This is a genomic window from Streptomyces sp. NBC_00996, assembly GCF_045162675.1.
Lineage (GTDB): Bacteria > Actinomycetota > Actinomycetes > Streptomycetales > Streptomycetaceae > Streptomyces.
Map to the genome: position 1 here is coordinate 4,308,889 of NZ_CP108723.1, position 25,245 is coordinate 4,334,133.

The 25,245-nt window shown below is 68.1% G+C and carries 16 protein-coding genes, 3 rRNA genes and 1 pseudogene; 7 read left to right on the plus strand and 13 right to left on the minus strand.

The window, feature by feature from the left end; all coding sequences use genetic code 11:
* Positions 1-66 precede the first annotated feature (66 nt).
* From OG390_RS20305 to OG390_RS20325, 5 genes are read left to right on the plus strand one after another with little or no spacing between them, the layout of a single operon-like run.
* The gene (locus OG390_RS20305) at positions 67-1,410 is read left to right on the plus strand and encodes a hypothetical protein (RefSeq protein ID WP_406169832.1); all 1,344 of its coding nucleotides are present in this window, start codon (positions 67-69) and stop codon (positions 1,408-1,410) included.
* Positions 1,411-1,414: 4 nt separating this feature from the next.
* On the plus strand, positions 1,415-2,161 hold the full coding sequence (locus OG390_RS20310; RefSeq protein ID WP_406169834.1) for a DUF4129 domain-containing protein: 747 nt from the start codon (positions 1,415-1,417) through the stop codon (positions 2,159-2,161).
* A complete protein-coding gene (locus OG390_RS20315; protein ID WP_406169836.1) occupies positions 2,158-3,348 on the plus strand; it encodes a DUF4350 domain-containing protein in 1,191 nt (396 codons plus the stop codon). Before OG390_RS20310 ends, OG390_RS20315 begins: the two co-directional genes overlap by 4 nt.
* The gene (locus OG390_RS20320) at positions 3,348-4,337 is read left to right on the plus strand and encodes an AAA family ATPase (protein WP_406177761.1); all 990 of its coding nucleotides are present in this window, start codon (positions 3,348-3,350) and stop codon (positions 4,335-4,337) included. Before OG390_RS20315 ends, OG390_RS20320 begins: the two co-directional genes overlap by 1 nt.
* Positions 4,337-5,647, plus strand: coding sequence for a DUF58 domain-containing protein (locus tag OG390_RS20325; RefSeq protein ID WP_406169838.1), 1,311 nt, complete (start codon positions 4,337-4,339; stop codon positions 5,645-5,647). The genes OG390_RS20320 and OG390_RS20325 overlap by 1 nt, the downstream gene beginning before the upstream one ends.
* A gap of 129 nt (positions 5,648-5,776) precedes the next feature.
* Here the strand turns inward: OG390_RS20325 and rrf are convergent.
* From rrf to OG390_RS20345, 4 genes are all read right to left on the minus strand, one after another.
* Positions 5,777-5,893 (minus strand): 5S ribosomal RNA (rrf, locus tag OG390_RS20330).
* A 93-nt stretch (positions 5,894-5,986) separates the two neighbouring features.
* Positions 5,987-9,106, minus strand: a 23S ribosomal RNA gene (locus OG390_RS20335).
* Between the two features lie 314 nt (positions 9,107-9,420).
* Positions 9,421-10,946: ribosomal RNA gene (locus OG390_RS20340) — 16S ribosomal RNA — on the minus strand.
* Together the 16S, 23S and 5S rRNA genes form the textbook arrangement of a ribosomal RNA operon.
* 586 nt (positions 10,947-11,532) lie before the next feature.
* Positions 11,533-12,540 (minus strand): stage II sporulation protein M, encoded by a 1,008-nt coding sequence (locus OG390_RS20345; RefSeq protein ID WP_406169840.1) that lies wholly within the window; start codon positions 12,538-12,540, stop codon positions 11,533-11,535.
* A gap of 119 nt (positions 12,541-12,659) precedes the next feature.
* Between OG390_RS20345 and OG390_RS20350 the strand changes: the two genes are divergently transcribed.
* Positions 12,660-13,658, plus strand: a complete 999-nt coding sequence (locus OG390_RS20350; RefSeq protein ID WP_406169842.1) for an RDD family protein — start codon at positions 12,660-12,662, stop codon at positions 13,656-13,658.
* Positions 13,659-13,761: 103 nt separating this feature from the next.
* Here OG390_RS20350 and OG390_RS20355 read toward each other — a convergent pair whose 3' ends face one another.
* Positions 13,762-14,376, minus strand: coding sequence for a hypothetical protein (locus OG390_RS20355; protein WP_406169843.1), 615 nt, complete (start codon positions 14,374-14,376; stop codon positions 13,762-13,764).
* Between the two features lie 99 nt (positions 14,377-14,475).
* Positions 14,476-15,933: an adenosylhomocysteinase gene (gene ahcY, locus OG390_RS20360; RefSeq protein WP_399087175.1), complete on the minus strand. Its 1,458-nt coding sequence runs from the start codon at positions 15,931-15,933 to the stop codon at positions 14,476-14,478.
* 599 nt (positions 15,934-16,532) lie between these two features.
* Here ahcY and lepB point away from each other — a divergent pair.
* Entirely contained in the window at positions 16,533-17,216 is a 684-nt protein-coding gene (gene lepB / locus OG390_RS20365; protein WP_406169846.1) for a signal peptidase I, read from the plus strand.
* Positions 17,217-17,345: 129 nt separating this feature from the next.
* Here lepB and OG390_RS20370 read toward each other — a convergent pair whose 3' ends face one another.
* The 7 genes and pseudogenes from OG390_RS20370 to OG390_RS20400 all read right to left on the minus strand — a co-directional run bounded on the left by OG390_RS20370 (position 17,346) and on the right by OG390_RS20400 (position 25,174).
* Positions 17,346-18,320: a cation diffusion facilitator family transporter gene (locus OG390_RS20370; protein WP_406169847.1), complete on the minus strand. Its 975-nt coding sequence runs from the start codon at positions 18,318-18,320 to the stop codon at positions 17,346-17,348.
* Between the two features lie 122 nt (positions 18,321-18,442).
* Positions 18,443-19,594 carry a mannose-6-phosphate isomerase, class I gene (gene manA, locus OG390_RS20375; protein WP_406169849.1) on the minus strand — a complete coding sequence of 384 codons (1,152 nt, stop codon included), beginning with the start codon at positions 19,592-19,594 and terminating at the stop codon, positions 18,443-18,445.
* Positions 19,595-19,719: 125 nt separating this feature from the next.
* A complete protein-coding gene (locus tag OG390_RS20380; protein WP_406169851.1) occupies positions 19,720-20,847 on the minus strand; it encodes an SIS domain-containing protein in 1,128 nt (375 codons plus the stop codon).
* Between the two features lie 94 nt (positions 20,848-20,941).
* Positions 20,942-21,112 (minus strand): Trm112 family protein, encoded by a 171-nt coding sequence (locus OG390_RS20385; RefSeq protein WP_103553626.1) that lies wholly within the window; start codon positions 21,110-21,112, stop codon positions 20,942-20,944.
* A 229-nt stretch (positions 21,113-21,341) separates the two neighbouring features.
* A complete protein-coding gene (locus OG390_RS20390; RefSeq protein ID WP_406169854.1) occupies positions 21,342-22,706 on the minus strand; it encodes a phosphomannomutase/phosphoglucomutase in 1,365 nt (454 codons plus the stop codon).
* 130 nt (positions 22,707-22,836) lie between these two features.
* Positions 22,837-24,510 (minus strand): annotated as a pseudogene (locus OG390_RS20395) (L-lactate permease).
* Positions 24,511-24,691: 181 nt separating this feature from the next.
* A complete protein-coding gene (locus tag OG390_RS20400; RefSeq protein ID WP_406169856.1) occupies positions 24,692-25,174 on the minus strand; it encodes a DUF3499 domain-containing protein in 483 nt (160 codons plus the stop codon).
* Positions 25,175-25,245: the final 71 nt, after the last annotated feature.

Consider the following 25,245-nt stretch of genomic DNA (forward strand, 5'->3'; position numbering starts at 1 on the left):
ACACCGTGGCACGATGGCTGCCAACCTGCCGCCGCGAACGCGGACGGGCACCGTGAAGGAGCGACGATGAAAGACACTCCGGGCTGGGCCTCGCCCGGATCTGCCCCCTCCAACGGGCAGGAGCCGGACTCCTCCGGCGCCGCGCAGCCCACGGAGCAGCCCTCGGACCAGGGCGGCACGGACCAGCCGGAACCGCCCTCGAAGTGGTCCAAGGAGCAGCCCCCGCCCGGCCAGTGGTCCGCTCCCAGCCCGCAGAGCCCCGGCCAGACCCCGCCACCACCTCCGCCCGGCCCGGGCTGGGGCGGCGGGCACCCCGGCGGCCCCGCTGGTGGCGGAGGACACGGAGGCCCCGGTCGCGGATCCGGCGGACCCGGCGGTCCCGCCGGCTGGGGAGGCAACTGGGGCGGACCGCCGCCCGCGGCCAAGCCCGGCGTGATCCCGCTCCGCCCCCTGGGCGTCGGCGAGATCCTCGACGGCGCCGTCTCCACGATGCGCACCTACTGGCGCACCGTCCTCGGCATCTCGCTGACCGTCGCCGTCGTCACGGAGATCGCGGTCGTCCTGCTCCAGGGCCTCGTCCTGAAGGATCGCGCCAACACGGACGCCCTCAACGACCCGAGCGCCACCGTCGGCGAACTGAGCCGCGCCCTGGGCGACACGATGCTGAGCTCCGGCGTCGTCCTGCTCATCACCCTGCTCGGCACCATCGTCGCGACGGCCCTGCTCACGAGCGTGACCAGCCGCGCCGTGCTCGGCAAATCGGTGACCACGGCCGAGGCCTGGCGGGACGCACGTCCTCAGCTGCCGAAGCTGTTCGGCCTGACCTTCCTGCTGCCGCTCATCGCCATCGCGGTCGTCGCCCTCGGAACTCTGCCGGGCGTACTCGCCGCGGTGGCGGGCGCCGGCGACGCGGGCGCCGCACTCGCTGTCCTCGGCGGACTCGGCGCCGGCATCGTCGCCCTCTGGCTGATGGTCCGCTTCTCGCTCGCCTCGCCGGCGCTGATGCTGGAGAAGCAGAGCATCTGGAAGTCGATGAGCCGCTCCGCCAAGCTCGTACGCGGCTCGTGGTGGCGGGTCTTCGGCATCCAGTTGCTCGCCACGATCATCGCCAACATCGTGGCGTCGATCGTCGTGATCCCGTTCGCCGTCCTCGCCGCGGCCCTGAGCGGCGACGGCGTCACCGGCTTCCTCAACAGCGGCAGCGGCAATCTCGGCTGGACGTTCCTGATCGTCAGCGGCGTCGGCTCGGTGATCGGATCCATGCTCACCTTCCCGATCACCGCGGGCGTCACCGTGCTCCTCTACATCGACCAGCGCATCCGCCGCGAGGCGCTCGACCTCGACCTGGCCCGCGCCGCCGGCGTCCAGGACTACAGCCCCGACTCCCCCGGCACCACTCCGGGGAGCTGATGCGGTGAGTCCGGCGGGGGGAGTTCTCACGGCGGTACTGGCACTGCCGCACACCGGCGCCTCAGCCGTCCTCGCGCTGCCGCGCGGCGACGAACCACCGGTGACAATCCCGCGCGACCCCGCGCGGGAGGCGGCCAAGCGCGAGCTGTCCAAGCGGATGTACCACGAGAACGACCCCGGCCTGGTCCAGCGCGCGCTGAACGCCTTCTGGAACTGGGTCGACAAGCTCTTGAGCGCCGCATCCGCCGCCACGCCCGGCGGAACGCTGGGACTTGTCGTCATCGTGCTGGCCGTGGTGGCGGTCGTCGCCGCCCTGTGGTGGCGCCTGGGCGCCCCCCACCGCACTCCCACGTCGTCCGCCGCACTCTTCGACGACCGCCCCAAGAGCGCCGCCGAACACCGCGCGGCCGCCGAGGCCCATGCCGCCCAGGGCAAATGGAACCAGGCCGTCCAGGAACGCATGCGCGCCGTCGTCCGATCCTTGGAGGAGCGCGCCCTTCTCGATCCGCGCCCCGGCCGCACAGCGGACGAGGCAGCCGCCGAAGCGAGCCGCACCCTGCCCTCCCACACGGACCGACTGCGCGCAGCGGCCCGGGACTTCGACGACGTCACGTACGGCGGACGGTCCGCCGACTCACGCACATACCAACGCCTCACCGAACTCGACCGCGACCTGGACCGCACCAAACCCGTACTCGCCAACAGCGCCCAGAGCGCGGCCCACAACGCCCGCCAGGGGGCCGCCTCATGACCGAGGCCACCCTCACGTCCACCTCTGTCTCGCCCACCGCCCGCCAGGTGTGGACCCGCGCCCGCGGCGTCGTCATCGCGCTCGTGATCCTGCTGGCGGCCGCCGTCGCGATCGCCGCAGTCCGCTCGGATGCCCAGCACGGCCGCCTCGACCCGCGCTCCACCGACCCCTACGGCAGCCGCGCCGTCGCCGAACTCCTCGCCGAACGGGGCGTGTCCACACGCCTGGTCACCACTCTGGACGAGGCCCGCGCCGCGACGGGCTCCGACACCACTCTCCTGATCGCCGCCCCCGACCTGCTGACCAAACGTCAGCAGACGCTCCTCCACACGGCGACCGAGAACCCCGACGGACGTACGATCCTGATCTCCCCCGGGTCGCCCTCCCTCGGCACCCTCGCTCCAAAGGTCACCGCCGATCCCGCGGTCAGCTTCGACTCGACGCTCTCCCCCGACTGCACCCTGCCCGCCGCCCAGCGAGCGGGCAGCGCCGACACGGGCGGCGTGCGCTACACCACCACCGAACCAGGCGCCGACGCGTGCTACCCCAGCGACGGCCTGCCCACCCTCCTGCGTCTCCCCGCAGCCTCCGGGAGCGGCGACACCGTCGTGCTCGGCGCCCCCGACATCCTCTACAACGACCGCCTCGACGAGCAGGGCAACGCCTCGCTCGCCCTTCAACTGCTCGGTTCCCGCTCCCACTTGGTCTGGTACCTCCCCTCGCTCTCCGACACCTCGGCCACCGACGCGGGCGACCAGAGCTTCGTCGACCTGCTCCCCTCGGGCTGGCTCTGGGGCACGCTGCAGCTCTTCATCGCGGCAGCCCTGGCCGCCCTCTGGCGGGCACGCCGACTCGGCCCCCTCGTACCCGAACGCCTCCCCGTCGCGATCCGCGCCTCCGAAACCGTCGAAGGCCGCGCCCGCCTCTACCGCAAAGCCAACGCCCGCGACCGCGCGGCGAGCGGTCTGCGCTCCACCACCCGCACCCGCCTCGCCCCCCTCATCGGCGTGTCCCCCGCCCAGGCGCACGCGCCCGAGACCCTGCTCCCCGCCCTGTCCGCCCACCTCCAAGGGGACGGCCAGGCCCTGCATTCCCTCCTTTTCGGGGCGCCGCCCCGCGACGACGCGGCCCTCATCGCCCTCGCCGACCAACTCGACGCCCTCGAAAGAGAGGTACGCCGTTCATGATGGACCCGACCACCGACAACGCCGGGTACGCCGGGGATCCGGGCACCGCCCGCTCCTCCCTGGAGGCCCTGCGCGCCGAGATCGCCAAAGCCGTGGTCGGCCAGGACCCCGCCGTGACCGGTCTCGTCGTCGCCCTTCTCTGCCGCGGACACGTTCTGCTTGAAGGAGTCCCCGGAGTCGCCAAAACGTTGCTCGTCCGCGCCCTCGCATCCGCGCTGGAACTCGACACCAAGCGCGTCCAGTTCACTCCCGACCTGATGCCGAGCGACGTCACGGGCTCCCTCGTCTACGACGCCCGCACCGCCGAGTTCTCCTTCCAGCCGGGCCCGGTCTTCACCAATCTCCTCCTCGCCGACGAGATCAACCGCACGCCGCCCAAGACCCAGTCGTCCCTCCTCGAAGCGATGGAGGAGCGCCAGGTCACTGTCGACGGCACTCCACGCCTGCTCCCCGAGCCGTTCCTGGTCGCCGCGACCCAGAACCCGGTCGAGTACGAGGGCACATACCCCCTCCCCGAGGCCCAACTGGACCGCTTCCTCCTCAAACTGACGATCCCTCTGCCGTCCCGCCGGGACGAGATCAACGTCCTCACCCGCCACGCCGAGGGCTTCAATCCGCGCGACCTGCGCGCGGCCGGCGTACGCCCCGTTGCCGGCCCCGCCGACCTGGAAGCCGCACGCGCCGCCGTCGCCAAGACAGCCGTCTCCCCCGAAATCACCGGCTACGTAGTCGACATCTGCCGTGCCACCCGCGAATCGCCGTCCCTCACCCTCGGTGTGTCCCCCCGTGGCGCGACAGCGCTCCTTGCCACGGCCCGCGCCTGGGCCTGGCTGACCGGCCGCGACTACGTGATCCCCGACGACGTAAAGGCCCTGGCCCTCCCCGCCCTCCGCCACCGCATCCAACTCCGCCCCGAGGCAGAGATGGAGGGCGTCACGGCGGACTCCGTCATCAACGCGATCCTCGCCCACGTCCCCGTCCCCCGCTGATGGCACTCACCGGACGCGCCGCCCTCCTGGCGGCCCTCGGCACGCTTCCCGTAGGCATCTGGGAGCCGAGCTGGACGGGCATCCTCGCGGTGAACGTGCCGCTGGCCCTGGCCTGCGCCTGCGACGCCGCCCTCGCGGCTCCCGTACGGCGCCTCGGCCTGACCCGGTCCGGCGACACCTCGGTACGCCTCGGCGAAACCGCCGATGTGGCCTTGACCGTCACCAACTCCTCCGGACGCCCCCTGCGCGCCCACCTCCGCGACGCCTGGCCACCGAGCAGCTGGGAACCCGGCACCGAGGTAGCCGCCTCCCGACACCACCTGACGGTCCCAGCCGACGAACGCCGACGCCTTACGACCCGTCTGCGCCCCACCCGCCGCGGCGACCGCCAGGCGGACCGCGTGACCATCCGCTCGTACGGCCCACTCGGCCTCTTCGCCCGGCAGGGCAGCCACAAAGTCCCCTGGACGGTACGAGTCCTGCCACCCTTCACCAGCCGCAAGCACCTGCCCTCCAAACTGGCGCGGCTCCGCGAACTCGACGGGCGCACCAGCGTCCTCACGCGGGGCGAGGGCACGGAATTCGACAGTCTTCGCGAATACGTTCCCGGCGACGACACTCGCTCCATCGACTGGCGCGCAACCGCCCGCCAGACCACGGTCGCCGTACGCACCTGGCGCCCGGAACGCGACCGCCACATCCTTCTGGTCCTCGACACGGGCCGCACCTCGGCAGGCCGCGTGGGTGACGCCCCACGCCTCGACGCCTCCATGGACGCGGCTCTGCTCCTCGGGGCCCTGGCCTCCCGGGCCGGCGACCGAGTGAACCTCCTCGCGTACGACCGCCGAGTACGCGCCCTCGTCCAGGGCCGCGCGGCGGGCGACGTCCTCCCATCCCTGGTCGACGCAATGGCGCCCCTTGAGCCGGAACTCGTCGAGACGGACGCCCGCGGCCTCACCGCCACGGCACTCCGTACGGCCCCACGCCGCTCCCTGATCGTGCTGCTGACCAGCCTCGACGCGGCCCCCATCGAGGCGGGCCTGCTTCCCGTGCTCCCCCTCCTCACTAAGCGCCATACGGTCCTGGTGGCATCGGTGGCCGATCCGCACATTGCCCACATGGCGAAGGGCCGGGGAAACACCGAAGCGGTGTACGAAGCAGCCGCCGCGGCCCAGGCCCAGACGGAACGCCATCGCACCGCCGAACAGCTTCGGCGCCACGGTGTCACGGTCGTCGACGCGACTCCTGACGACCTGGCCCCTACTCTCGCGGACGCGTATCTGGCGCTCAAGGCCGCGGGACAGCTGTGAGCGGACGCAAAAAAGGGGCCTCTTGTTTCAAGAGGCCCCTGGAAGTGATCCCGTGGAAGTGATCACGAGAATGATCCCGAACGCAGAAAACCCCCTTGCCGCATGGCAAGGGGGTTTTCTCTACAATTAGTTCGGCGGCGTCCTACTCTCCCACAGGGTCCCCCCTGCAGTACCATCGGCGCTGTAAGGCTTAGCTTCCGGGTTCGGAATGTAACCGGGCGTTTCCCTCACGCTATGACCACCGAAACACTATGAAACTGTCAACCGCACCATGCCCGGTGGCCCCGGGGCATGGGGTTGTTCGTGGTTTCAGAACCAACACAGTGGACGCGAGCAACTGAGGACAAGCCCTCGGCCTATTAGTACCAGTCACCTCCAGCGGTTACCCGCCTTCCAGATCTGGCCTATCAACCCAGTCGTCTACTGGGAGCCTTAACCCCTCAAGGGGGTGGGAGTCCTCATCTCGAAGCAGGCTTCCCGCTTAGATGCTTTCAGCGGTTATCCCTCCCGAACGTAGCCAACCAGCCATGCCCTTGGCAGGACAACTGGCACACCAGAGGTTCGTCCGTCCCGGTCCTCTCGTACTAGGGACAGCCCTTCTCAAGACTCCTACGCGCACAGCGGATAGGGACCGAACTGTCTCACGACGTTCTAAACCCAGCTCGCGTACCGCTTTAATGGGCGAACAGCCCAACCCTTGGGACCGACTCCAGCCCCAGGATGCGACGAGCCGACATCGAGGTGCCAAACCATCCCGTCGATATGGACTCTTGGGGAAGATCAGCCTGTTATCCCCGGGGTACCTTTTATCCGTTGAGCGACGGCGCTTCCACAAGCCACCGCCGGATCACTAGTCCCGACTTTCGTCCCTGCTCGACCCGTCGGTCTCACAGTCAAGCTCCCTTGTGCACTTACACTCAACACCTGATTGCCAACCAGGCTGAGGGAACCTTTGGGCGCCTCCGTTACTCTTTGGGAGGCAACCGCCCCAGTTAAACTACCCATCAGACACTGTCCCTGATCCGGATCACGGACCCAGGTTAGACATCCAGCACGACCAGACTGGTATTTCAACGACGACTCCACACTGGCTGGCGCCAATGCTTCACAGTCTCCCAGCTATCCTACACAAGCCGAACCGAACACCAATATCAAACTGTAGTAAAGGTCCCGGGGTCTTTCCGTCCTGCTGCGCGAAACGAGCATCTTTACTCGTAGTGCAATTTCACCGGGCCTATGGTTGAGACAGTCGAGAAGTCGTTACGCCATTCGTGCAGGTCGGAACTTACCCGACAAGGAATTTCGCTACCTTAGGATGGTTATAGTTACCACCGCCGTTTACTGGCGCTTAAGTTCTCAGCTTCGCCACAACGAATTGTGACTAACCGGTCCCCTTAACGTTCCAGCACCGGGCAGGCGTCAGTCCGTATACATCGCCTTACGGCTTCGCACGGACCTGTGTTTTTAGTAAACAGTCGCTTCTCGCTGGTCTCTGCGGCCACCCCCAGCTCAGGAAGCAAGTTCCCTCACCGGTGATGGCCCCCCTTCTCCCGAAGTTACGGGGGCATTTTGCCGAGTTCCTTAACCATAGTTCACCCGAACGCCTCGGTATTCTCTACCTGACCACCTGAGTCGGTTTAGGGTACGGGCCGCCATGAAACTCGCTAGAGGCTTTTCTCGACAGCATAGGATCATCCACTTCACCACAATCGGCTCGGCATCAGGTCTCAGCCACAAGTGCGACGGATTTACCTATCGCACGGCCTACACCCTTACCCCGGGACAACCACCGCCCGGGATGGACTACCTTCCTGCGTCACCCCATCACTCACCTACTACAGGTCTGGTCCGTCGGCTCCACCACTCCCCTTTGCCCGAAGGCTCCGGGGCGGCTTCACGGACTTAGCATCGCCTGGTTCGATGTTTGACGCTTCACAGCGGGTACCGGAATATCAACCGGTTATCCATCGACTACGCCTGTCGGCCTCGCCTTAGGTCCCGACTTACCCTGGGCAGATCAGCTTGACCCAGGAACCCTTAGTCAATCGGCGCACACGTTTCTCACGTGTGTATCGCTACTCATGCCTGCATTCTCACTCGTGAACCGTCCACCACTGCCTTCCGGCGCGGCTTCACCCGGCACACGACGCTCCCCTACCCATCACAGCGGGCGTTGGCCCTCATGCTGCAATGACACGACTTCGGCGGTACGCTTGAGCCCCGCTACATTGTCGGCGCGGAATCACTAGACCAGTGAGCTATTACGCACTCTTTCAAGGGTGGCTGCTTCTAAGCCAACCTCCTGGTTGTCTGTGCGACTCCACATCCTTTCCCACTTAGCGTACGCTTAGGGGCCTTAGTCGATGCTCTGGGCTGTTTCCCTCTCGACCATGGAGCTTATCCCCCACAGTCTCACTGCCGCGCTCTCACTTACCGGCATTCGGAGTTTGGCTAAGGTCAGTAACCCGGTAGGGCCCATCGCCTATCCAGTGCTCTACCTCCGGCAAGAAACACACGACGCTGCACCTAAATGCATTTCGGGGAGAACCAGCTATCACGGAGTTTGATTGGCCTTTCACCCCTAACCACAGGTCATCCCCCAGGTTTTCAACCCTGGTGGGTTCGGTCCTCCACGACCTCTTACAGCCGCTTCAACCTGCCCATGGCTAGATCACTCCGCTTCGGGTCTTGAGCGCGCTACTAAACCGCCCTGTTCGGACTCGCTTTCGCTACGGCTTCCCCACACGGGTTAACCTCGCAACACACCGCAAACTCGCAGGCTCATTCTTCAAAAGGCACGCAGTCACGAGACAAGCACAAGTGCTTGTCCGACGCTCCCACGGCTTGTAGGCACACGGTTTCAGGTACTATTTCACTCCGCTCCCGCGGTACTTTTCACCATTCCCTCACGGTACTATCCGCTATCGGTCACCAGGGAATATTTAGGCTTAGCGGGTGGTCCCGCCAGATTCACACGGGATTTCTCGGGCCCCGTGCTACTTGGGTGTCTCTCAAACGAGCCGCTGATGTTTCGACTACGGGGGTCTTACCCTCTACGCCGGACCTTTCGCATGTCCTTCGCCTACATCAACGGTTTCTGACTCGTCCTGTCGCCGGCAGACGACAGAAGAGAGATCCCACAACCCCCCAAGCGCAACCCCTGCCGGGTCTCACACGCTTGAGGTTTGGCCTCATCCGGTTTCGCTCGCCACTACTCCCGGAATCACGGTTGTTTTCTCTTCCTGCGGGTACTGAGATGTTTCACTTCCCCGCGTTCCCTCCACACTGCCTATGTGTTCAGCAGCGGGTGACAGCCCATGACGACTGCCGGGTTTCCCCATTCGGAAACCCCCGGATCAAAGCCTGGTTGACGACTCCCCGGGGACTATCGTGGCCTCCCACGTCCTTCATCGGTTCCTGGTGCCAAGGCATCCACCGTGCGCCCTTAAAAACTTGGCCACAGATGCTCGCGTCCACTGTGCAGTTCTCAAACAACGACCAACCACCCATCACCCCCGGTACAACCCGGAGTTCACTGGGGCCGGCACTGAAGGCAGCCACATTCGGCCGTACCTTCAGACACCCAACAACGTGCCCGACACCCCCGCCACCCGTGGCCTGCGTTCCACACTCCGAAGAGCAGTACTGGCAGCCCGAGTTGGCTGAAGGTGCCGAATAATCAACGTTCCACCCATGAGCAACCACCGCAGGACATTCGCCTGCGTTGTGGCCCTGGACCACCAAGCAAGCTTGGCGGCCTAGATGCTCCTTAGAAAGGAGGTGATCCAGCCGCACCTTCCGGTACGGCTACCTTGTTACGACTTCGTCCCAATCGCCAGTCCCACCTTCGACAGCTCCCTCCCACAAGGGGTTGGGCCACCGGCTTCGGGTGTTACCGACTTTCGTGACGTGACGGGCGGTGTGTACAAGGCCCGGGAACGTATTCACCGCAGCAATGCTGATCTGCGATTACTAGCAACTCCGACTTCATGGGGTCGAGTTGCAGACCCCAATCCGAACTGAGACAGGCTTTTTGAGATTCGCTCCGCCTCGCGGCTTCGCAGCTCTTTGTACCTGCCATTGTAGCACGTGTGCAGCCCAAGACATAAGGGGCATGATGACTTGACGTCGTCCCCACCTTCCTCCGAGTTGACCCCGGCAGTCTCCTGTGAGTCCCCATCACCCCGAAGGGCATGCTGGCAACACAGAACAAGGGTTGCGCTCGTTGCGGGACTTAACCCAACATCTCACGACACGAGCTGACGACAGCCATGCACCACCTGTACACCGACCACAAGGGGGCGACCATCTCTGGCCGTTTCCGGTGTATGTCAAGCCTTGGTAAGGTTCTTCGCGTTGCGTCGAATTAAGCCACATGCTCCGCTGCTTGTGCGGGCCCCCGTCAATTCCTTTGAGTTTTAGCCTTGCGGCCGTACTCCCCAGGCGGGGCACTTAATGCGTTAGCTGCGGCACCGACGACGTGGAATGTCGCCAACACCTAGTGCCCACCGTTTACGGCGTGGACTACCAGGGTATCTAATCCTGTTCGCTCCCCACGCTTTCGCTCCTCAGCGTCAGTAATGGCCCAGAGATCCGCCTTCGCCACCGGTGTTCCTCCTGATATCTGCGCATTTCACCGCTACACCAGGAATTCCGATCTCCCCTACCACACTCTAGCCTGCCCGTATCGACTGCAGACCCGGGGTTAAGCCCCGGGCTTTCACAACCGACGTGACAAGCCGCCTACGAGCTCTTTACGCCCAATAATTCCGGACAACGCTTGCGCCCTACGTATTACCGCGGCTGCTGGCACGTAGTTAGCCGGCGCTTCTTCTGCAGGTACCGTCACTTTCGCTTCTTCCCTGCTGAAAGAGGTTTACAACCCGAAGGCCGTCATCCCTCACGCGGCGTCGCTGCATCAGGCTTTCGCCCATTGTGCAATATTCCCCACTGCTGCCTCCCGTAGGAGTCTGGGCCGTGTCTCAGTCCCAGTGTGGCCGGTCGCCCTCTCAGGCCGGCTACCCGTCGTCGCCTTGGTGAGCCACTACCTCACCAACAAGCTGATAGGCCGCGGGCTCATCCTTCACCGCCGGAGCTTTCAACCGCAGACCATGCGGTCCGCAGTATTATCCGGTATTAGACCCCGTTTCCAGGGCTTGTCCCAGAGTGAAGGGCAGATTGCCCACGTGTTACTCACCCGTTCGCCACTAATCCACCCCGAAGGGCTTCATCGTTCGACTTGCATGTGTTAAGCACGCCGCCAGCGTTCGTCCTGAGCCAGGATCAAACTCTCCGTGAATGTTTTCCCGTAATCGGGACGACACCACGAGAGCGGAACCGTCCGAGGAATAATCGGACGGTTCACAGCGTCCTCGCTGTGCGCCTACCGAACACTGTCCGGCAGGACTTTTTCAAAGGAACCTCGTCCCAGCCGATCGGCCGGAGACGGGGTATCAACATATCTGGCGTTGATTTTTGGCACGCTGTTGAGTTCTCAAGGAACGGACGCTTCCTTTGTACTCACCCGAGAGACTCTCTCAGGCTTTCCTCCGGGCGCTTCCCTTCGGTCTTACGTTTCCGACTCTATCAGATCATTTTCCGATCCGATTTCCTCGGTGCTTTCCAGGTTTCCGCTTTCGCGTTTCCCTTTCCGGCGGTTCCGACTTTATCAGAAGTTTGGGCCGGACTGACCGGCATCCATTTCTGAATCATCGGGAATGGCTTCCCGGAAATCGATTGTTTCCGGAAGCAGACAGAGACTAACTGCTGCCACCGGACATGTCCAGTTCTAGGCAACTGTTCGAATCTACCTCCCCACTCGCTCCGTGTCAACGGCTCTTGTGGGGCGAAGAGGAGACTAGCAGGTCAGCGGGTGTGCCCGCACATCAGGCGGCCATCGGGAGGACGGCGCTGCGCTCGGACTCGTCGACGTCACCCGTGTCGCCGGCACGTGCCGCACGACCGCCCAGGACGTAGACGTACGCGAGAAAGGCCAGTTCAGCCGCGATTCCGATGCCTATGCGGGCCCAGGTGGGGAGACCGGACGGCGTGACAAAGCCTTCGATGGCGCCCGAGACGAAGAGGATCAGTGCCAGGCCGACCGCCATCCCAAGGGCGGCCCGACCCTCTTCTGCGAGCGCGGTACGGCGGGAGCGCGGGCCAGGGTCAATCACGGTCCAGCCCAGTCGCAGACCTGTGCCCGCGGCGACGAAGACGGCGGTCAGTTCCAGCAGGCCGTGTGGGAGGACCAGCCCCAGGAAGGTATCGAGGCGGCCGGCCGAGGACATCAGGCCGATGCCGACACCCAGGTTGAGCATGTTCTGGAAGAGGATCCAGAGGACCGGGATACCGAGGAAGACGCCGAGAACCAGGCACATCGCGGCGGCCTGGGCGTTGTTCGTCCACACCTGGGCCGCGAAGGAGGCGGCGGGGTGGCTGGAGTAGTAGGTCTCGTACTCGCCACCGGGTCGGGTGAGGTCACGCAGTTCGCTGGGGGCGGCGATCGAGGACTGGACCGCGGGGTGCGTACCGATCCACCACCCCAGAAGGGCCGCGATGACAGTGGAGACGAGCGCCGTGGGCACCCACCAGTGGCGCGAGCGGTAGACCGCCGCCGGGAAGCCGCGCGTCAGGAAGCCGGTTACATCGCGCCACGAGGCACGGCGGGTGCCTGTCACCACGTTGCGCGCGCGTGCCACGAGTTGGCTGAGGCGGCCTGTGAGCTGGGGATCCGGGGCGCTGGACTGGATCAGAGACAGGTGGGTGGCGGTGCGTTGGTACAGGGCGACGAGTTCGTCGGCCTCGGCTCCGGTGAGGCGGCGCTGGCGGCGCAGCAGGGCGTCGAGCCTGTCCCACTCGACGCGGTGGGCGGACACGAAGACGTCGAGGTCCATCGGGTTGGCTGCTCCTCGGCTGCTCGTCGTGGGTGTCAGCTTGTCGTACTGCGGCGCGATGTGCCCTCAGCTTGGCAGACTGGCCGTTCTCGGGGCAGGTCAGGGGAAGGACGGCGAGCGTGAGTGAGCTAGTGACGGGCGAGGCGGTGGCGCTGGAGCTGCGCCCCGCGAAGCTGCCGAGCCGGGCGCTGGCCGTGCTGCTCGACCTGGTAGTGGCCGTGGCCGTCTACGTCATTGTGACCATCGGTCTGGTGGCTTCGACGGCCGCCCTGGACGATGCGGCGCAACTCGCGATCTCGATCGCGAGCTTCGTTCTCGTGCTCGTGGGCGGGCCGATCGCGGTGGAGACGCTCAGCCACGGTCGCTCGCTCGGGAAGCTGGCCTTCGGGCTGCGGGTGGTGCGGGACGACGGAGGGCCGATCCGGTTCCGGCATGCGCTCGTGCGCGGTGCCGTCGGGGTGGTCGAGATTCTGATGACGTTCGGAATCGTCGCGTGCATCGCCTCGCTGGTGTCGGCGCGGGGGCGGCGACTCGGTGACGTGTTCGCGGGGACTCTCGTCGTACGGGAAAGGATTCCGGTCGGCCGCATGCCCTTCGTACCTCCGCCGCCGCCCTGGCTGGCGGGTCGGTTCTCCGGGCTTGATCTATCCGCGGTGCCGGACGGACTGTGGTTGGCCATTCGCCAGTACCTGACCCGGATGCACCAGCTGGATCCGCAGGTCGGCGGGGCGATGGCGGAACGGCTGGCCATGGATCTCGCTGCTCGTACGGGGGCTCCGGCCCCGCAGGGAATTCCGGCGGCCGCGTACCTGGCGGCGGTGATGCAGGAGCGGCAGGCGCGGGAGGCTCGGCGGGCATTCGGGAACAGGGAGGCCGGGATCACTCACCCGGCCCAGGGTGGCCACCACCCGCAGCCGGGCTCGGGTGGGCACCCGAGCGGGGCCGGACCAGCGGCACAGACCCCGGGCGCACACCCCTACTCCTACCCGTCGGCTCCGCATGGACCGTCAGCGACTCCCGGGGCGGCGTCGCAACAGGCGCCGCAAGCGCCCCAGCCCGCCGTGCAGCAGGCCGACCATGTCGATCGCCCCGCGACGGGCTTCGTGCCACCCGCGTGACCAGACGCCTCTCGCGGCTCGGACGGGCAGCGAGAGACGTCGCCGAGCGCCGGCACGTGGTCCGCCAGGGCATAGCCGGCGGATGTACGTCGGGACGTCGTGGTCAGGTGAACACCGACGGCGGTGATTCGAGGTGTTCCAGTTCGATGCCGGGTGCCGCGAGCACCACGTCTCCCGATATGTGCACGGCATGCTGCTCACCCGTGTCCAGCGCTGTGACCTGGTATTCGTCCACGGTCAGAGGGCCGTTGTCAGTGGCGTGTGTTTCTCTCGAGATCAAGGCCCAGGACTGGTCGAGGGTGCGCGGGGCGAGGACCGGGTCCCTGAAGGCGACGAGGCGTACGCGGGTCGCGGAGGCGGAGGGGGTGAGGCGAAGAAGACGGGCGGTGGCAATGAGGAACGCGGGGGACGTGCCGGTGAAGGCGTGAGCGGGGACATTGCCTTCGGTGGCCTGTGCGCCCGAGGGGTCGGTGCGGACCCAGGTCACGCCGTCGAGCGCAGCGCCGCGGACCTGCCAGCCCGCCGCGTGCAGTTCGAGACGGATGGGGCGGCCCAGGTCGTCGAGGGCGAGGTCGACGGAACCGGCTTGGTCACCGGAGGGGGTGGTGAGTTGGGAGACGTAGCGCCAGCCGGAGGGGCCGGGCGCGCAGTGGAAGTGCTCTTCAGCGAGGGGGGTGTGATCGTGCGGATCATGGAGCGAATAACGGCCGCGGGGCATGGGCGTTCAGGTCCTCATCGGGGACAGGCCCCCGCCACGGGGGCGAGGGCCTGCTGACATCCGTACGCCGAGCGGTGGTACCGCTGCTCGGCCGGGTGCTCAGTAGCGGTAGTGGTCCGACTTGTACGGGCCCTCGACCTCGACACCGATGTACGCGGCCTGCTCGGGGCGGAGTGTCGTCAGCTTCACGCCGAGCGCGTCGAGGTGGAGGCGGGCGACCTTCTCGTCCAGGTGCTTGGGCAGCACGTAGACATCGGTCGGGTACTCCTCGGGCTTGGTGAACAGCTCGATCTGGGCCAGCGTCTGGTCCGCGAACGAGTTGGACATCACGAAGGAGGGGTGACCGGTGGCGTTGCCCAGGTTCAGCAGGCGGCCCTCGGACAGCACGATGATGACCTTGCCGTCCGCGAACTTCCAGGTGTGGACCTGCGGCTTGACCTCGTCCTTGACGATGCCGGGGATCTTCGCGAGGCCGGCCATGTCGATTTCGTTGTCGAAGTGACCGATGTTGCCGACGATCGCCTGGTGCTTCATCTTGGCCATGTCGGAGGCCATGATGATGTCCTTGTTGCCCGTCGTGGTGACGAAGATGTCGGCCTTGTCGATGACCTCGTCGAGGGTCGTGACCTGGTAGCCGTCCATCGCCGCCTGCAGGGCGCAGATCGGGTCGATCTCGGTGATGATCACGCGGGCGCCCTGTCCGCGCAGGGACTCCGCGCAGCCCTTGCCCACGTCGCCGTAGCCGCAGACGACGGCGGTCTTGCCGCCGATGAGCGTGTCGGTGGCGCGGTTGATGCCGTCGATCAGGGAGTGGCGGCAGCCGTACTTGTTGTCGAACTTCGACTTGGTGACGGCGTCATTCACGTTGATCGCCGGGAACAGCAGGGTGCCGTCGCGGTGCATCTCGTACAGGCGGTGTACGCCGGTGGTGGTCTCCTCGGTCACGCCGCGGATCTCCGAGGCGAGCTGGGTCCACTTCTGCGAGCCGTCGCTGATGGTGCGGTGCAGGAGTTCGAGGATGACACGGTGCTCGTCGGACTCGGCGGTGTCGACCGAGGGGACCTTGCCGTCCTTCTCGTACTCGACGCCCTTGTGGACGAGGAGGGTGGCGTCACCGCCGTCGTCCAGGATCATGTTCGGGCCGCCGGTGGGGCTGTTCGGCCAGCTCAGCGCCTGCTCCGTGCACCACCAGTACTCCTCCAGGGTCTCGCCCTTCCAGGCGAAGACCGGAACGCCCTGAGGGTTCTCGGGCGTGCCGTTCGGGCCGACCGCGATGGCGGCGGCGGCGTGGTCCTGGGTGGAGAAGATGTTGCAGGAGGCCCAGCGGACCTCGGCGCCCAGGGCGACCAGGGTCTCGATGAGGACGGCGGTCTGCACCGTCATGTGCAGGGAGCCGGTGACGCGGGCGCCCGCGAGGGGCTGCGCCTCGGCGTACTCCTTGCGGATCGACATCAGGCCGGGCATCTCGTGCTCGGCGAGGGTGATCTCCTTGCGGCCGAAGGCGGCCAGGGAGAGGTCGGCGACCTTGAAGTCCTGTCGGTTGTCGACAGTCGTCATTGCGAGCTGCTCCTCGGGATTGGGGCGAGGTGGATACGGCTGGTCTGCGCGGCGGTTGGCATACGCATGCCCGAGCGAGGCACAGACGTGCCCAGCACGGCACACGGAGTGCCTGGTGCGCGCAGCGCAGTCCGTCGGAGGCCCTCTCTCCCTCGGCCGGTCCGCGATGGGACCGCCCGACCGCCATCAGCAGCGACGTCTGGCTCGGTCACCAAGCTACACCGGCGGACCCGGCCCTCCCCAGTCCGCCTCCGGACACCACGGCGTCCCGTGCACAGGCATCAGGCCGATAACGGAACATCCTCGGGATCGATAACAGCCGGTCCTCGGCAGGGCCAACAGGGGCCATCGGACCAGGCATTCGGGGACGTGTCGCCACGACCGGGATCACGATGATGGGCATGATCGGCTGCACGAACCGCTGGCTGAGCGGGGTGACGGGGACGAGCGCACGGTCCTCGGCGTGCTGGGCGAGATCCAGTAGCCGTACTGGCCATGGCGGGTCCCGTAGCCGGAAGGCTCGGGGCCCGCCGTCGCCCGTTCACAGCGAACCGCTAGCCTCGGCGCGCGCGGGAGTGCCGTGCGGGGAGGGGATGGGGATGCGCAGGGGGCGAGGACTGGCGGTCACGGCGTGGGCGCTGGGGCTTTTGGGGCTGGTGATGCTGATCGGGTCGCTCATGTACGCGCGAAGTGCGTATACGACGGCCACGGTGCGGGGCGGGAGCATGACGCCCACGTACACCGTCGGTGAGCGGCTCGTCTTCGAGCGCGTCGGCGGGGACGAGGTGCGGCGCGGTGACGTGGTGCTGTACTCCGCGCCGGAGCGGTACGGACCGGGGGTCAGTGTCATTCAGCGCGTCATCGGGGTCGGCGGCGACCGCGTGGCCTGCTGTGGCGGCAAGGGGGCGGACGAGCGGATCACCCTCAACGGGAAGCCGCTCGACGAGCCGTATGTGCAGGACGGCATCGTCGACGAAATGCAAAGGCCGTACGACCCGTACGAGGTCAAGGTGCCTGAAGGACGGCTGTTCCTGCTCGGCGATCACCGCCTGAACGCAAGGGACTCCCGTTACTTCCGCGACGACCACGGCGGGACCGTGCCCGTCAGCGCGGTGCAGGGGCGGGTGACCGAGGAACGCGCGGTGCCCATCGCCCTCGCGGTGACCGGGATGCTCGGAGTGCCTGTCGTACTTGCCGGAATCGGCTTCGGGATCGCCGCCCTCGTCGTACGACGGCGGAGTCGGGCGGTGCCTCCGATGCCGCCGTGGGCCGTGCAGGCCTGACAGACGTATCGGGCCGGGCAGGCCTCGCGGACGTATCGGGCCGGGCAGGCCTGGCGGACGTATGGGCCGGGCAGATCTCACAGACGTATGACGGGGGGCCCGGCTGGACGACTCCAGGCGGGCCCCCCGTCACGTGTGCGACTGTGCCGGTCCCCCGGGCGTTGCCTCGGGGTCCGGGCCCTTGGCCGCCTTCGCCTCGCTGTAGATGTCCGGCTCCAGGTAGATCACGCGGGCGATCGGGACGGCGGCGCGGATACGGAACTCGGCGGCGTCGATCGCGGAGGCGACCTCGGCGGCCGTGTCGTCGTGCTGGACGGCGATCTTCGCGGCGATCAGGAGCTCCTCCGGGCCGAGGTGGAGGGTGCGCATGTGGATGATGCCGGTGACGGTGTCGCCGTCGACGATGGCGTCCTCGATCTTCTTGACCTCGTCGGTGCCCGCGGCCTCTCCGAGGAGGAGGGACTTGGTCTCCGCCGCCAGGACCAGGGCGATCAGGATGAGCAGCACACCGATGCAGACCGTGCCGATGCCGTCCCAGATGCCGTCGCCGGTGAGCAGGGCCAGGCCGACGCCGCCGAGCGCGAGGACCAGACCGATGAGCGCGCCGAAGTCCTCCAGGAGGACGACCGGCAGTTCGGGGGCCTTGGCGCGGCGGATGAACTGCGACCAGGAGTGCGTGCCGCGCAGCGCGTTGGACTCCTTGATGGCCGTGCGGAAGGAGAAGCCCTCGGCGATGATCGCGAACACCAGGACGCCCACCGGCCAGTACCAGTGCTCGATGTCGTGCGGGTGCTTGATCTTCTCGTAGCCCTCGTAGACGGCGAACATGCCGCCGACCGAGAAGAGGACGATCGAGACGAGGAAGGCGTAGATGTAGCGTTCGCGGCCGTAACCGAAGGGGTGCTGCGGGGTCGCCTCGCGCTGGGCCTTCTTGCCGCCGATCAGGAGCAGGGCCTGGTTGCCGGAGTCGGCGAGCGAGTGGACGCCCTCGGCGAGCATCGAGGACGAGCCGCTGAAGGCGAACGCGACGAACTTCGATACCGCGATCGCGAGGTTGGCGCCGAGTGCCGCCACGATCGCCTTGGTGCCGCCTGACGCGCTCATGTGTCCGGGGTGTCCCTTCGCCTTCGCCTCTGTCCGTCGCCGGGCCTTTGCCGGCCCTTTGCGACGGGCCATTCTTGCAGCCCTGTGCGACAGCGGCGCCTCAGGCCACCACAGTTACCCCGTCAGGCCACCATGGTCGCGCGAAAGATCGCGCCATTTCCGGACGCTTCGGCCTTTTCGCCGGCCGGTACGAAGACCGACTGGCCGGGGGCCAGCGTGATGCCGTCCGCGCGCACCGAACCCGCCGTGCAGAGCAGGATCTGCGGGGTCGCACGGGTGAGGTCCTGCGGGGCGGCGCCCTCAGCCAGGACGAAGCGGGAGAGGCGGAACTCGTCGATGGGAGTCGCGTAGACCTCCTCGCCGTCCGGGGATGCCTCCGGGCGCAGTACGCCGGGGTCGCCCGCCTCGAAGCGGACGACGCGCAGGAGTTCGGGGACGTCGACGTGCTTGGGGGTCAGACCGCAGCGCAGGACGTTGTCGCTGTTGGCCATGATCTCGACGCCCAGGCCGTTCAAGTACGCGTGCGGAACGCCCGCGCCGAGGAACAGGGCCTCGCCGGGCTGCAGTTGGACGTAGTTGAGCAGCATGGCGGCGATGACGCCGGGGTCGCCCGGGAAGTGGTGGGCGAGGTCGGCGTAAGGGGCGTACGCGCCGCCGAGCCGGGCGCAGGCGGCCGTGGCCTCGGTGACCGTGCGGGCCATGTCCTCGGGGTCCGCGCTCAGCACCGCAGTCAGCACCTCGCGCAGCGCCGCGTCCTCCGGGTGCGCGTGCAGCAGGTCGACATACGGCTTGAGGGAGTCGACGTCGAGACCCGCGAGGAGCTCGGCGGCCTCGTCGGGGGTACGGAAGCCGCACAGGCCGTCGAACTCCGTGAGGGCGCAGATGAGTTCGGGCTTGTGGTTGGCGTCCTTGTAGTTGCGGTGCGGGGCGTCGATCGGGACGCCGCGGCGCTCCTCGTCCTCGTAACCCTCCTTGGCCTGCTCCAGGTTCGGGTGCACCTGAAGGGAGAGGGGGGCGCCGGCGGCGAGGATCTTCAGGAGGAACGGCAGGCGGGGGCCGAATTTGGCGACGGCCCCGCGGCCGAGTTCCTGCTCGGGGTCCTCGCCGATGACCTCGTTGAGCGGACCGCGCGCGGTGCGCGAGGGTGCGCCCGGGTGAGCGCCCATCCACATCTCCGCCTGCGGCTCACCGGTCGGCTCCACGCCGAGCAGCTGCGGGATGGCGGTCGTCGAACCCCAGGCATAGGGGCGGATGGTGTTGTCGAGGCGGTCCATACGGTCTCTGCGGTTCCTTCTGGGTACGACGCGGGCGAGGCGGGTCCCGCCTCCGTGCCCGAAGGTCACAGTGGCGCTTCTCCGCGTGCTCTCCGCGTACGAAGGTCAGGGTGTCGGAGTCAAGATCAGGCCCCCGAAGCGAGCGCCAGGTAAACGGCGGCGAAATCCGTGATGGCGATCAGCTCGGCCAGAGTCTCCAGCTCGTCGCCCTCCTCCGGTTCGAGCTCGCTGATCGAGGTGTCGTGGCTGAGGGCGAGTTCGCGGGCGGCGGGCGCCGCGCTGATTCCGCCGATCGGGCGGTCACGGAGCAGCACCACGCGCGCGTGCAGGGCCTGTGCCTCCTCGACGCGGTCGCGGAAGAAGTCGTCGGGGTCGGCGCCGGCCGCGAGTGCGCCGGCGAGCAGCACGCTGTGCGAGGCGAGCGCCTCCGGGAGTTCGGCGGTGAGCGCGGGCCGGCCTGCGAGCTCGGCAAGCGCCGCGGTGAAACGGCGGCCCGCGGGGCCCGCGGAGGTGCCCTCCGTCCAGATCACCGGGAGGGTCTCGGCCAGCTCGGCGGCGAGCGTCTTGGCCGGGTTGCTGTAGGTCGCGATGGCCGGACCACAACGCTCGGCGATCTGGTCGAGGCGGTCGGCGACCTTCTGCAGGACCTCGGGCGGGGCCGAGACGAGGCCGGTGCGGTCGAGGAGGGAGAGCAGCGGGGTGAGCAGCGCCCACAGGACGCCGGGCGCGGACGCGGCCAGGGGTTCGTCCTGCTCGTACGGGGCCGTCGCCATCGGTACGAACAGGCCGTGCGCGCCGTCCACCGACTCGGTCAGTGGCGAGCGGGCCGGGGCCACGGCGGCGACGGTGCAGCCGCGCCGGTAGGCCTGCTCGACCAGGAGTTCGAGGCCTGGTTCGGTGCCGTCCGGTGTCGCGATTAGGAGGAGGTCGACGGGACCCGCCCAGCCGGGCAGCTCCCAGCGCAGGGCGCCCGCGGCGGGGGCGACGCCAGTGGGTGTGAGCCGGGTGAGGGGGCAGCTCGCTCCGGCGAGCGCGCCAAGCAGTTCGGCGACGCCGGTGGCGGCCGTGCCGGGGCCCGCGATCAGGACGGCGCGTGGGCGGCCGTCCGGCTTCAGGTCCGCGATCCCGGCCTCCGCGGCGTGCCGGACCGCGGTACGCACGCGGGCGCCGGCTTCGGCGGCGCCGCGGAGCAGCGCCCGCCGGTCGGCTCTGGCCAGCGCTTCGGGGTCGTCGAGCAGCGATTCGTCGAGCATGGGGTCGGCAGCCTCCGATCGCCGGTGTGTCGCCATGGTGCGGCGCGTTGTGCGCCACGTCGATGCGTCGCGTTGGCGCGCCGCCTTGTGTCGCTTACGCGGGGCGGCGGGCCTCGTCGACAAGCAGTACGGGGATGCCGTCCCGGACGGGGTAGGCGAGGCCGCAGTCCGCTCCCGTGCAGATCAGCTCGCTCTCCTGCTCCTTGAGCGGGGCGTGGCAGGCCGGGCAGGCGAGGATCTCCAGGAGGCCGGCTTCGAGCGGCATGTGGTGTCCTTTCGAACGGGTGGATGCGGCCTGGTCAGACTACCGCCGGGGCGCGGCGCTGGCTTGTGCGGAGTGCGGTTGCCGTCCCCGGTTGCCGACACTCACGGGTACGCGGGTCGGCGCCTGCGTAGGGGCGGGGCGGCGATCCCGGCGTACGGGGTGCCGCTGTGCCCCTGCGTGCCGCCCTTGGGGGCACGCAGGCCCACGCGGCTTGGACGGCTGCGATCCCTCAGCCCCTGATGATCTCCAGCACCTCGTCCCGGATCTTCGCCATCGTCGCCTCGTCGCGTGCCTCCGCGTTCAGCCGGAGGAGGGGCTCGGTGTTGGACGGGCGGACATTGAACCACCAGTCCCCGGCCGTGACGGTGAGGCCGTCGAGTTCGTCGAATCCGACGCCCTCGCGGTCCCCGTACGCGCTCTTGACGGCGGCGAGGCGGGCGGCCTGGTCGCCGACCGTGGAGTTGATCTCGCCGGAGCCCACGTAGCGGTCGTACTCGGCTACGAGCCGGGAGAGCGGACCGTCCTGGCCGCCGAGGGCGGCGAGGACGTGGAGGGCGGCCAGCATGCCCGTGTCGGCGTTCCAGAAGTCGCGGAAGTAGTAGTGCGCGGAGTGCTCGCCGCCGAAGATCGCGCCGGTACGAGCCATCTCGGCCTTGATGAAGGAGTGGCCCACACGGGTGCGCACCGGGGTGCCGCCCTGCTCACGGACGACCTCCGGGACCGACCAGGACGTGATCAGGTTGTGGATGACCGTGCCGCCGCCGTGCTTGGCGAGCTCGCGGGAGGCCACCAGTGCGGTGATCGCCGACGGCGAGACCGGGTCGCCGTGCTCGTCCACGACGAAGCAGCGGTCCGCGTCGCCGTCGAAGGCGATGCCGATGTCGGCGCCCTCCTCGCGCACCCGCTTCTGGAGGTCCACGAGGTTAGCCGCGTCGAGCGGGTTGGCCTCGTGGTTGGGGAACGTGCCGTCCAGTTCGAAGTACATGGGGACGAGGTCCAGGGGCAGGCCGGCGAAGACCGTGGGGACCGTGTGCCCGCCCATGCCGTTGCCCGCGTCGACGACGACCTTGAGGGGGCGGATCGAGGTCAGGTCGACGAGGCCGCGGAGGTACGCCGCGTAATCCTCCAACGTGTCACGCTGCGTGATGGTGCCCGGCGTCACGTCCGAGGCCACCGGGGCGCCCGAGTCGAGCCAGGACTCTACGAGTTCGCGGATCTCCGAGAGGCCGGTGTCCTGGCCGACCGGGGCCGCGCCCGCCCGGCACATCTTGATGCCGTTGTACTGGGCGGGGTTGTGCGAGGCCGTGAACATGGCGCCCGGCAGGTCGAACTCGCCCGACGCGTAGTAGAGCTGGTCCGTGGAGCACAGGCCGATTTCGGTCACGTGCACACCGCGCGCCGCCGCGCCGCGTGCGAAGGCGCGTGACAGCCCGGGCGACGAGGGCCGCATGTCGTGCCCGGTCACGATGGCTTCCGCTCCGGTCACCTGGACGAAGGCCGCCCCGAACAGCTCGGCCAACGACTCGTCCCACTGGTCCGGGACCACACCGCGTACGTCGTACGCCTTCACGAGCTGCGACAGATCAGCAGTCACGGCCAACCCTCCAGATGTCCACTTCGGTCGCCCCAAACTACCCGTCCCGACCGACAGCCCGCTGTCGGGCCGCTGAGCGGACGCACATCCGTCACCTGGGGGAAACGCCGCCCGTCAGGACCGCGGTCCGTCAGGGCACCATCCACTCCAGGACCGGCGAACTCTGCCCCACCACGATCAGACACATGATCAGCAGCAGTCCGGCGCTCCAGGGCAGCACCTTGCGCAGCAGGTCGCCCTCGCGGCCCGCGAGCCCGACGGCCGCGCACGCGATGGTCAGGTTCTGCGGCGAGATCATCTTGCCGAGCGCACCGCCCGAACTGTTGGCGGCGGCGAGCAGTTCGGGAGACGGTCCCGACTGCCTGGCCGCTCACCTGGAGGGCACCGAAAAGGGCGTTCGCCGAGGTGTCGGAGCCGGAGACGGCCACGCCGAACCAGCCCAGAACGGGTGACAGGAAGGCGAGCCCCGCGCCGGCCGCCGCCACGAAGTGGCCGATGGTGGCGGCCTGCCCGGAGAGGTTCATGACGTAGGCGAGGGCCAGCACCGACGTCACGGTGAGGATTGCGAACCTCAACTCGTGTACGGCCGCCGCCCATTCCTCGGCCGCAACGCGCGCGTGCACCCCGAGGAGGGCGGCCGTGCACAGCCCGGCGAGGAGCACGAGGGTGCCGCCGGTCGACACCAGGGGCAGCGTGAAGACATTGCCGCCGACCGGCTCGCCGTCCGGGTTCGCGACGTTCAGGAACGGCCGGTCGAAAACGCGCGTCGCCTTCGCCGGCCAGTCCTTCACCGCCGGTATCTGCGCGATCGCGAAGATGGCGACGATCAGGACGTACGGGGCGTAGGCGCGCACGACTTCGGGCCGCGGGTCCTCCTCGTCCAGGTCCTCGCAGCGTACGCCGGTCAGCACCGCGGCACGTACGGGCTCGGCGGCGGGCCTGCGCGCTTGCGGTACGGCGATCAGGGCGGCCGCGCCCGCCAAGGAGGCACCGATGTCGGCGAGTTGCGCGGAAACGTAGTTCGAGGCGGCGAACTGGGCGGCGGCGAAGGCGACTCCGCACACCAGGGCGGGCACCCAGGTCTCGCGCAGCCCGCGCCTGCCGTCGGCCAGGCCGACGAGCACAAGGGGCACGACGAGGGCCAGCAGCGGGGTCTGACGGCCCACTACGAAGGCGACGGAATCCAGTGGCAGGCCCGTGACTTGGGCGAGCGTGACGACCGGTGTGCCCATGGCGCCGAAGGCGACCGGTGCGGTGTTGACGACGAGCGCGACGACCGCCGCGCGCACCGGGTCGAAGCCGAGCGCGACCAGCATCACGGAGCAGATCGCGACGGGCGCCCCGAAGCCCGCCAGGGCTTCGAGGAGCGCGCCAGGGCTTCGAGGAGCGCGCCAGGGCTTCGAGGAGCGCGCCAGGGCTTCGAGGAGCGCGCCGAAGCAGAACGCGACCACGAGCGCCTGGATGCGCGGATCGTCGGACAGTCGCCCGAACGAGCGGCGCAGGATGTCGAAGTGCCGGGTGCGGACCGTCATCCGGTACACCCAGAGCGCGTTGACGACGATCCACAGGATGGGGAAGAGGCCGAAGACGGCGCCCTGGGCGGCGCTGGAGAGCGTCTGACCGACCGGCATGCCGTACGCGAGCAGGCGACCAGGGCGGCTGCCAGCAGGCCGATGAGCCCGGCCCGGTGCGCCTTCATGCGGACGCCGCCGAGCAGGACCAGCACGATGACGAGGGGCAGGGCAGCGACGAGGGCGGACAGACCGAGCGAGTCGGCGACGGGCTTCAGTTCCTGGACGTACACGGACGCCTCCCCGGTTTCCGTGATGCGGAAAGCGATTTCTCACGGCAAACGGAATGGTCGTGTCCGCGACAACTTCACGTCAATGGGCATGCGCCGCTGAAGGGAATCGGCGTGCGGGAAACCCGCGCTCCGCAAGGCGAGCGGGGGTCGGGGAAACGGCGTGCGGACGAGTGCGGGGCGGTCAGTTGTCCGGCGAGCGCAGCACGCGCAGATGGCCGCGGCGCGCGACCTCCATCGGGTCCGCCGAGCGAGCACTGCCGCCGCCACCGGCCTCCGCGGCGCGCTGCTGCGGTCGTGCCGCCTCGCGCACCGCGTTGGCAAGCGCTTCCAGATCGTCGCCGCTGGGACGGGAGGGAGCCGAGGCGTCGGCCAGCCGGACGACCTCCCAGCCGCGCGGCGCGGTGAGGCGCTCGGAGTGCTCCGCACACAGGTCGTAGCAGTGGGGTTCGGCGTAGGTGGCGAGCGGGCCGAGGACCGCGGTCGAGTCGGCGTAGACGTACGTCAGCGTCGCGACGGCGGGACGGCCGCAAGCGGTGCGCGAACAGCGACGTACAGGGCTCACGACGTTGGACGGTACCGCACTCTTGAGCGGGCCGCGACGACTCTCCCCCAGGTCACCCCACCGTGTCGTGCTGTGAGACCGCCCACACAGAGCTCCGAACATCCCGCCCTGACCTGGGGCGACATCACATTCCGAGATCCCGAACGGACCTGAATCCGGTCACCACTTGGTGC

Coding starts and splice junctions, on each gene's coding strand:
- OG390_RS20380 (WP_406169851.1), bottom strand. CDS start 20,847: ATGCTCGACGAATCGCTGCTCGACGACCCCGAAGCGCTGGCCAGAGCC.
- manA (WP_406169849.1), bottom strand. CDS start 19,594: ATGGACCGCCTCGACAACACCATCCGCCCCTATGCCTGGGGTTCGACG.
- lepB (WP_406169846.1), top strand. CDS start 16,533: ATGCGCAGGGGGCGAGGACTGGCGGTCACGGCGTGGGCGCTGGGGCTT.
- OG390_RS20320 (WP_406177761.1), top strand. CDS start 3,348: ATGGACCCGACCACCGACAACGCCGGGTACGCCGGGGATCCGGGCACC.
- ahcY (WP_399087175.1), bottom strand. CDS start 15,933: ATGACGACTGTCGACAACCGACAGGACTTCAAGGTCGCCGACCTCTCC.
- OG390_RS20385 (WP_103553626.1), bottom strand. CDS start 21,112: ATGCCGCTCGAAGCCGGCCTCCTGGAGATCCTCGCCTGCCCGGCCTGC.
- OG390_RS20305 (WP_406169832.1), top strand. CDS start 67: ATGAAAGACACTCCGGGCTGGGCCTCGCCCGGATCTGCCCCCTCCAAC.
- OG390_RS20400 (WP_406169856.1), bottom strand. CDS start 25,174: ATGTTCGGAGCTCTGTGTGGGCGGTCTCACAGCACGACACGGTGGGGT.
- OG390_RS20325 (WP_406169838.1), top strand. CDS start 4,337: ATGGCACTCACCGGACGCGCCGCCCTCCTGGCGGCCCTCGGCACGCTT.
- OG390_RS20345 (WP_406169840.1), bottom strand. CDS start 12,540: ATGGACCTCGACGTCTTCGTGTCCGCCCACCGCGTCGAGTGGGACAGG.
- OG390_RS20370 (WP_406169847.1), bottom strand. CDS start 18,320: ATGAGCGCGTCAGGCGGCACCAAGGCGATCGTGGCGGCACTCGGCGCC.
- OG390_RS20355 (WP_406169843.1), bottom strand. CDS start 14,376: ATGCCCCGCGGCCGTTATTCGCTCCATGATCCGCACGATCACACCCCC.
- OG390_RS20315 (WP_406169836.1), top strand. CDS start 2,158: ATGACCGAGGCCACCCTCACGTCCACCTCTGTCTCGCCCACCGCCCGC.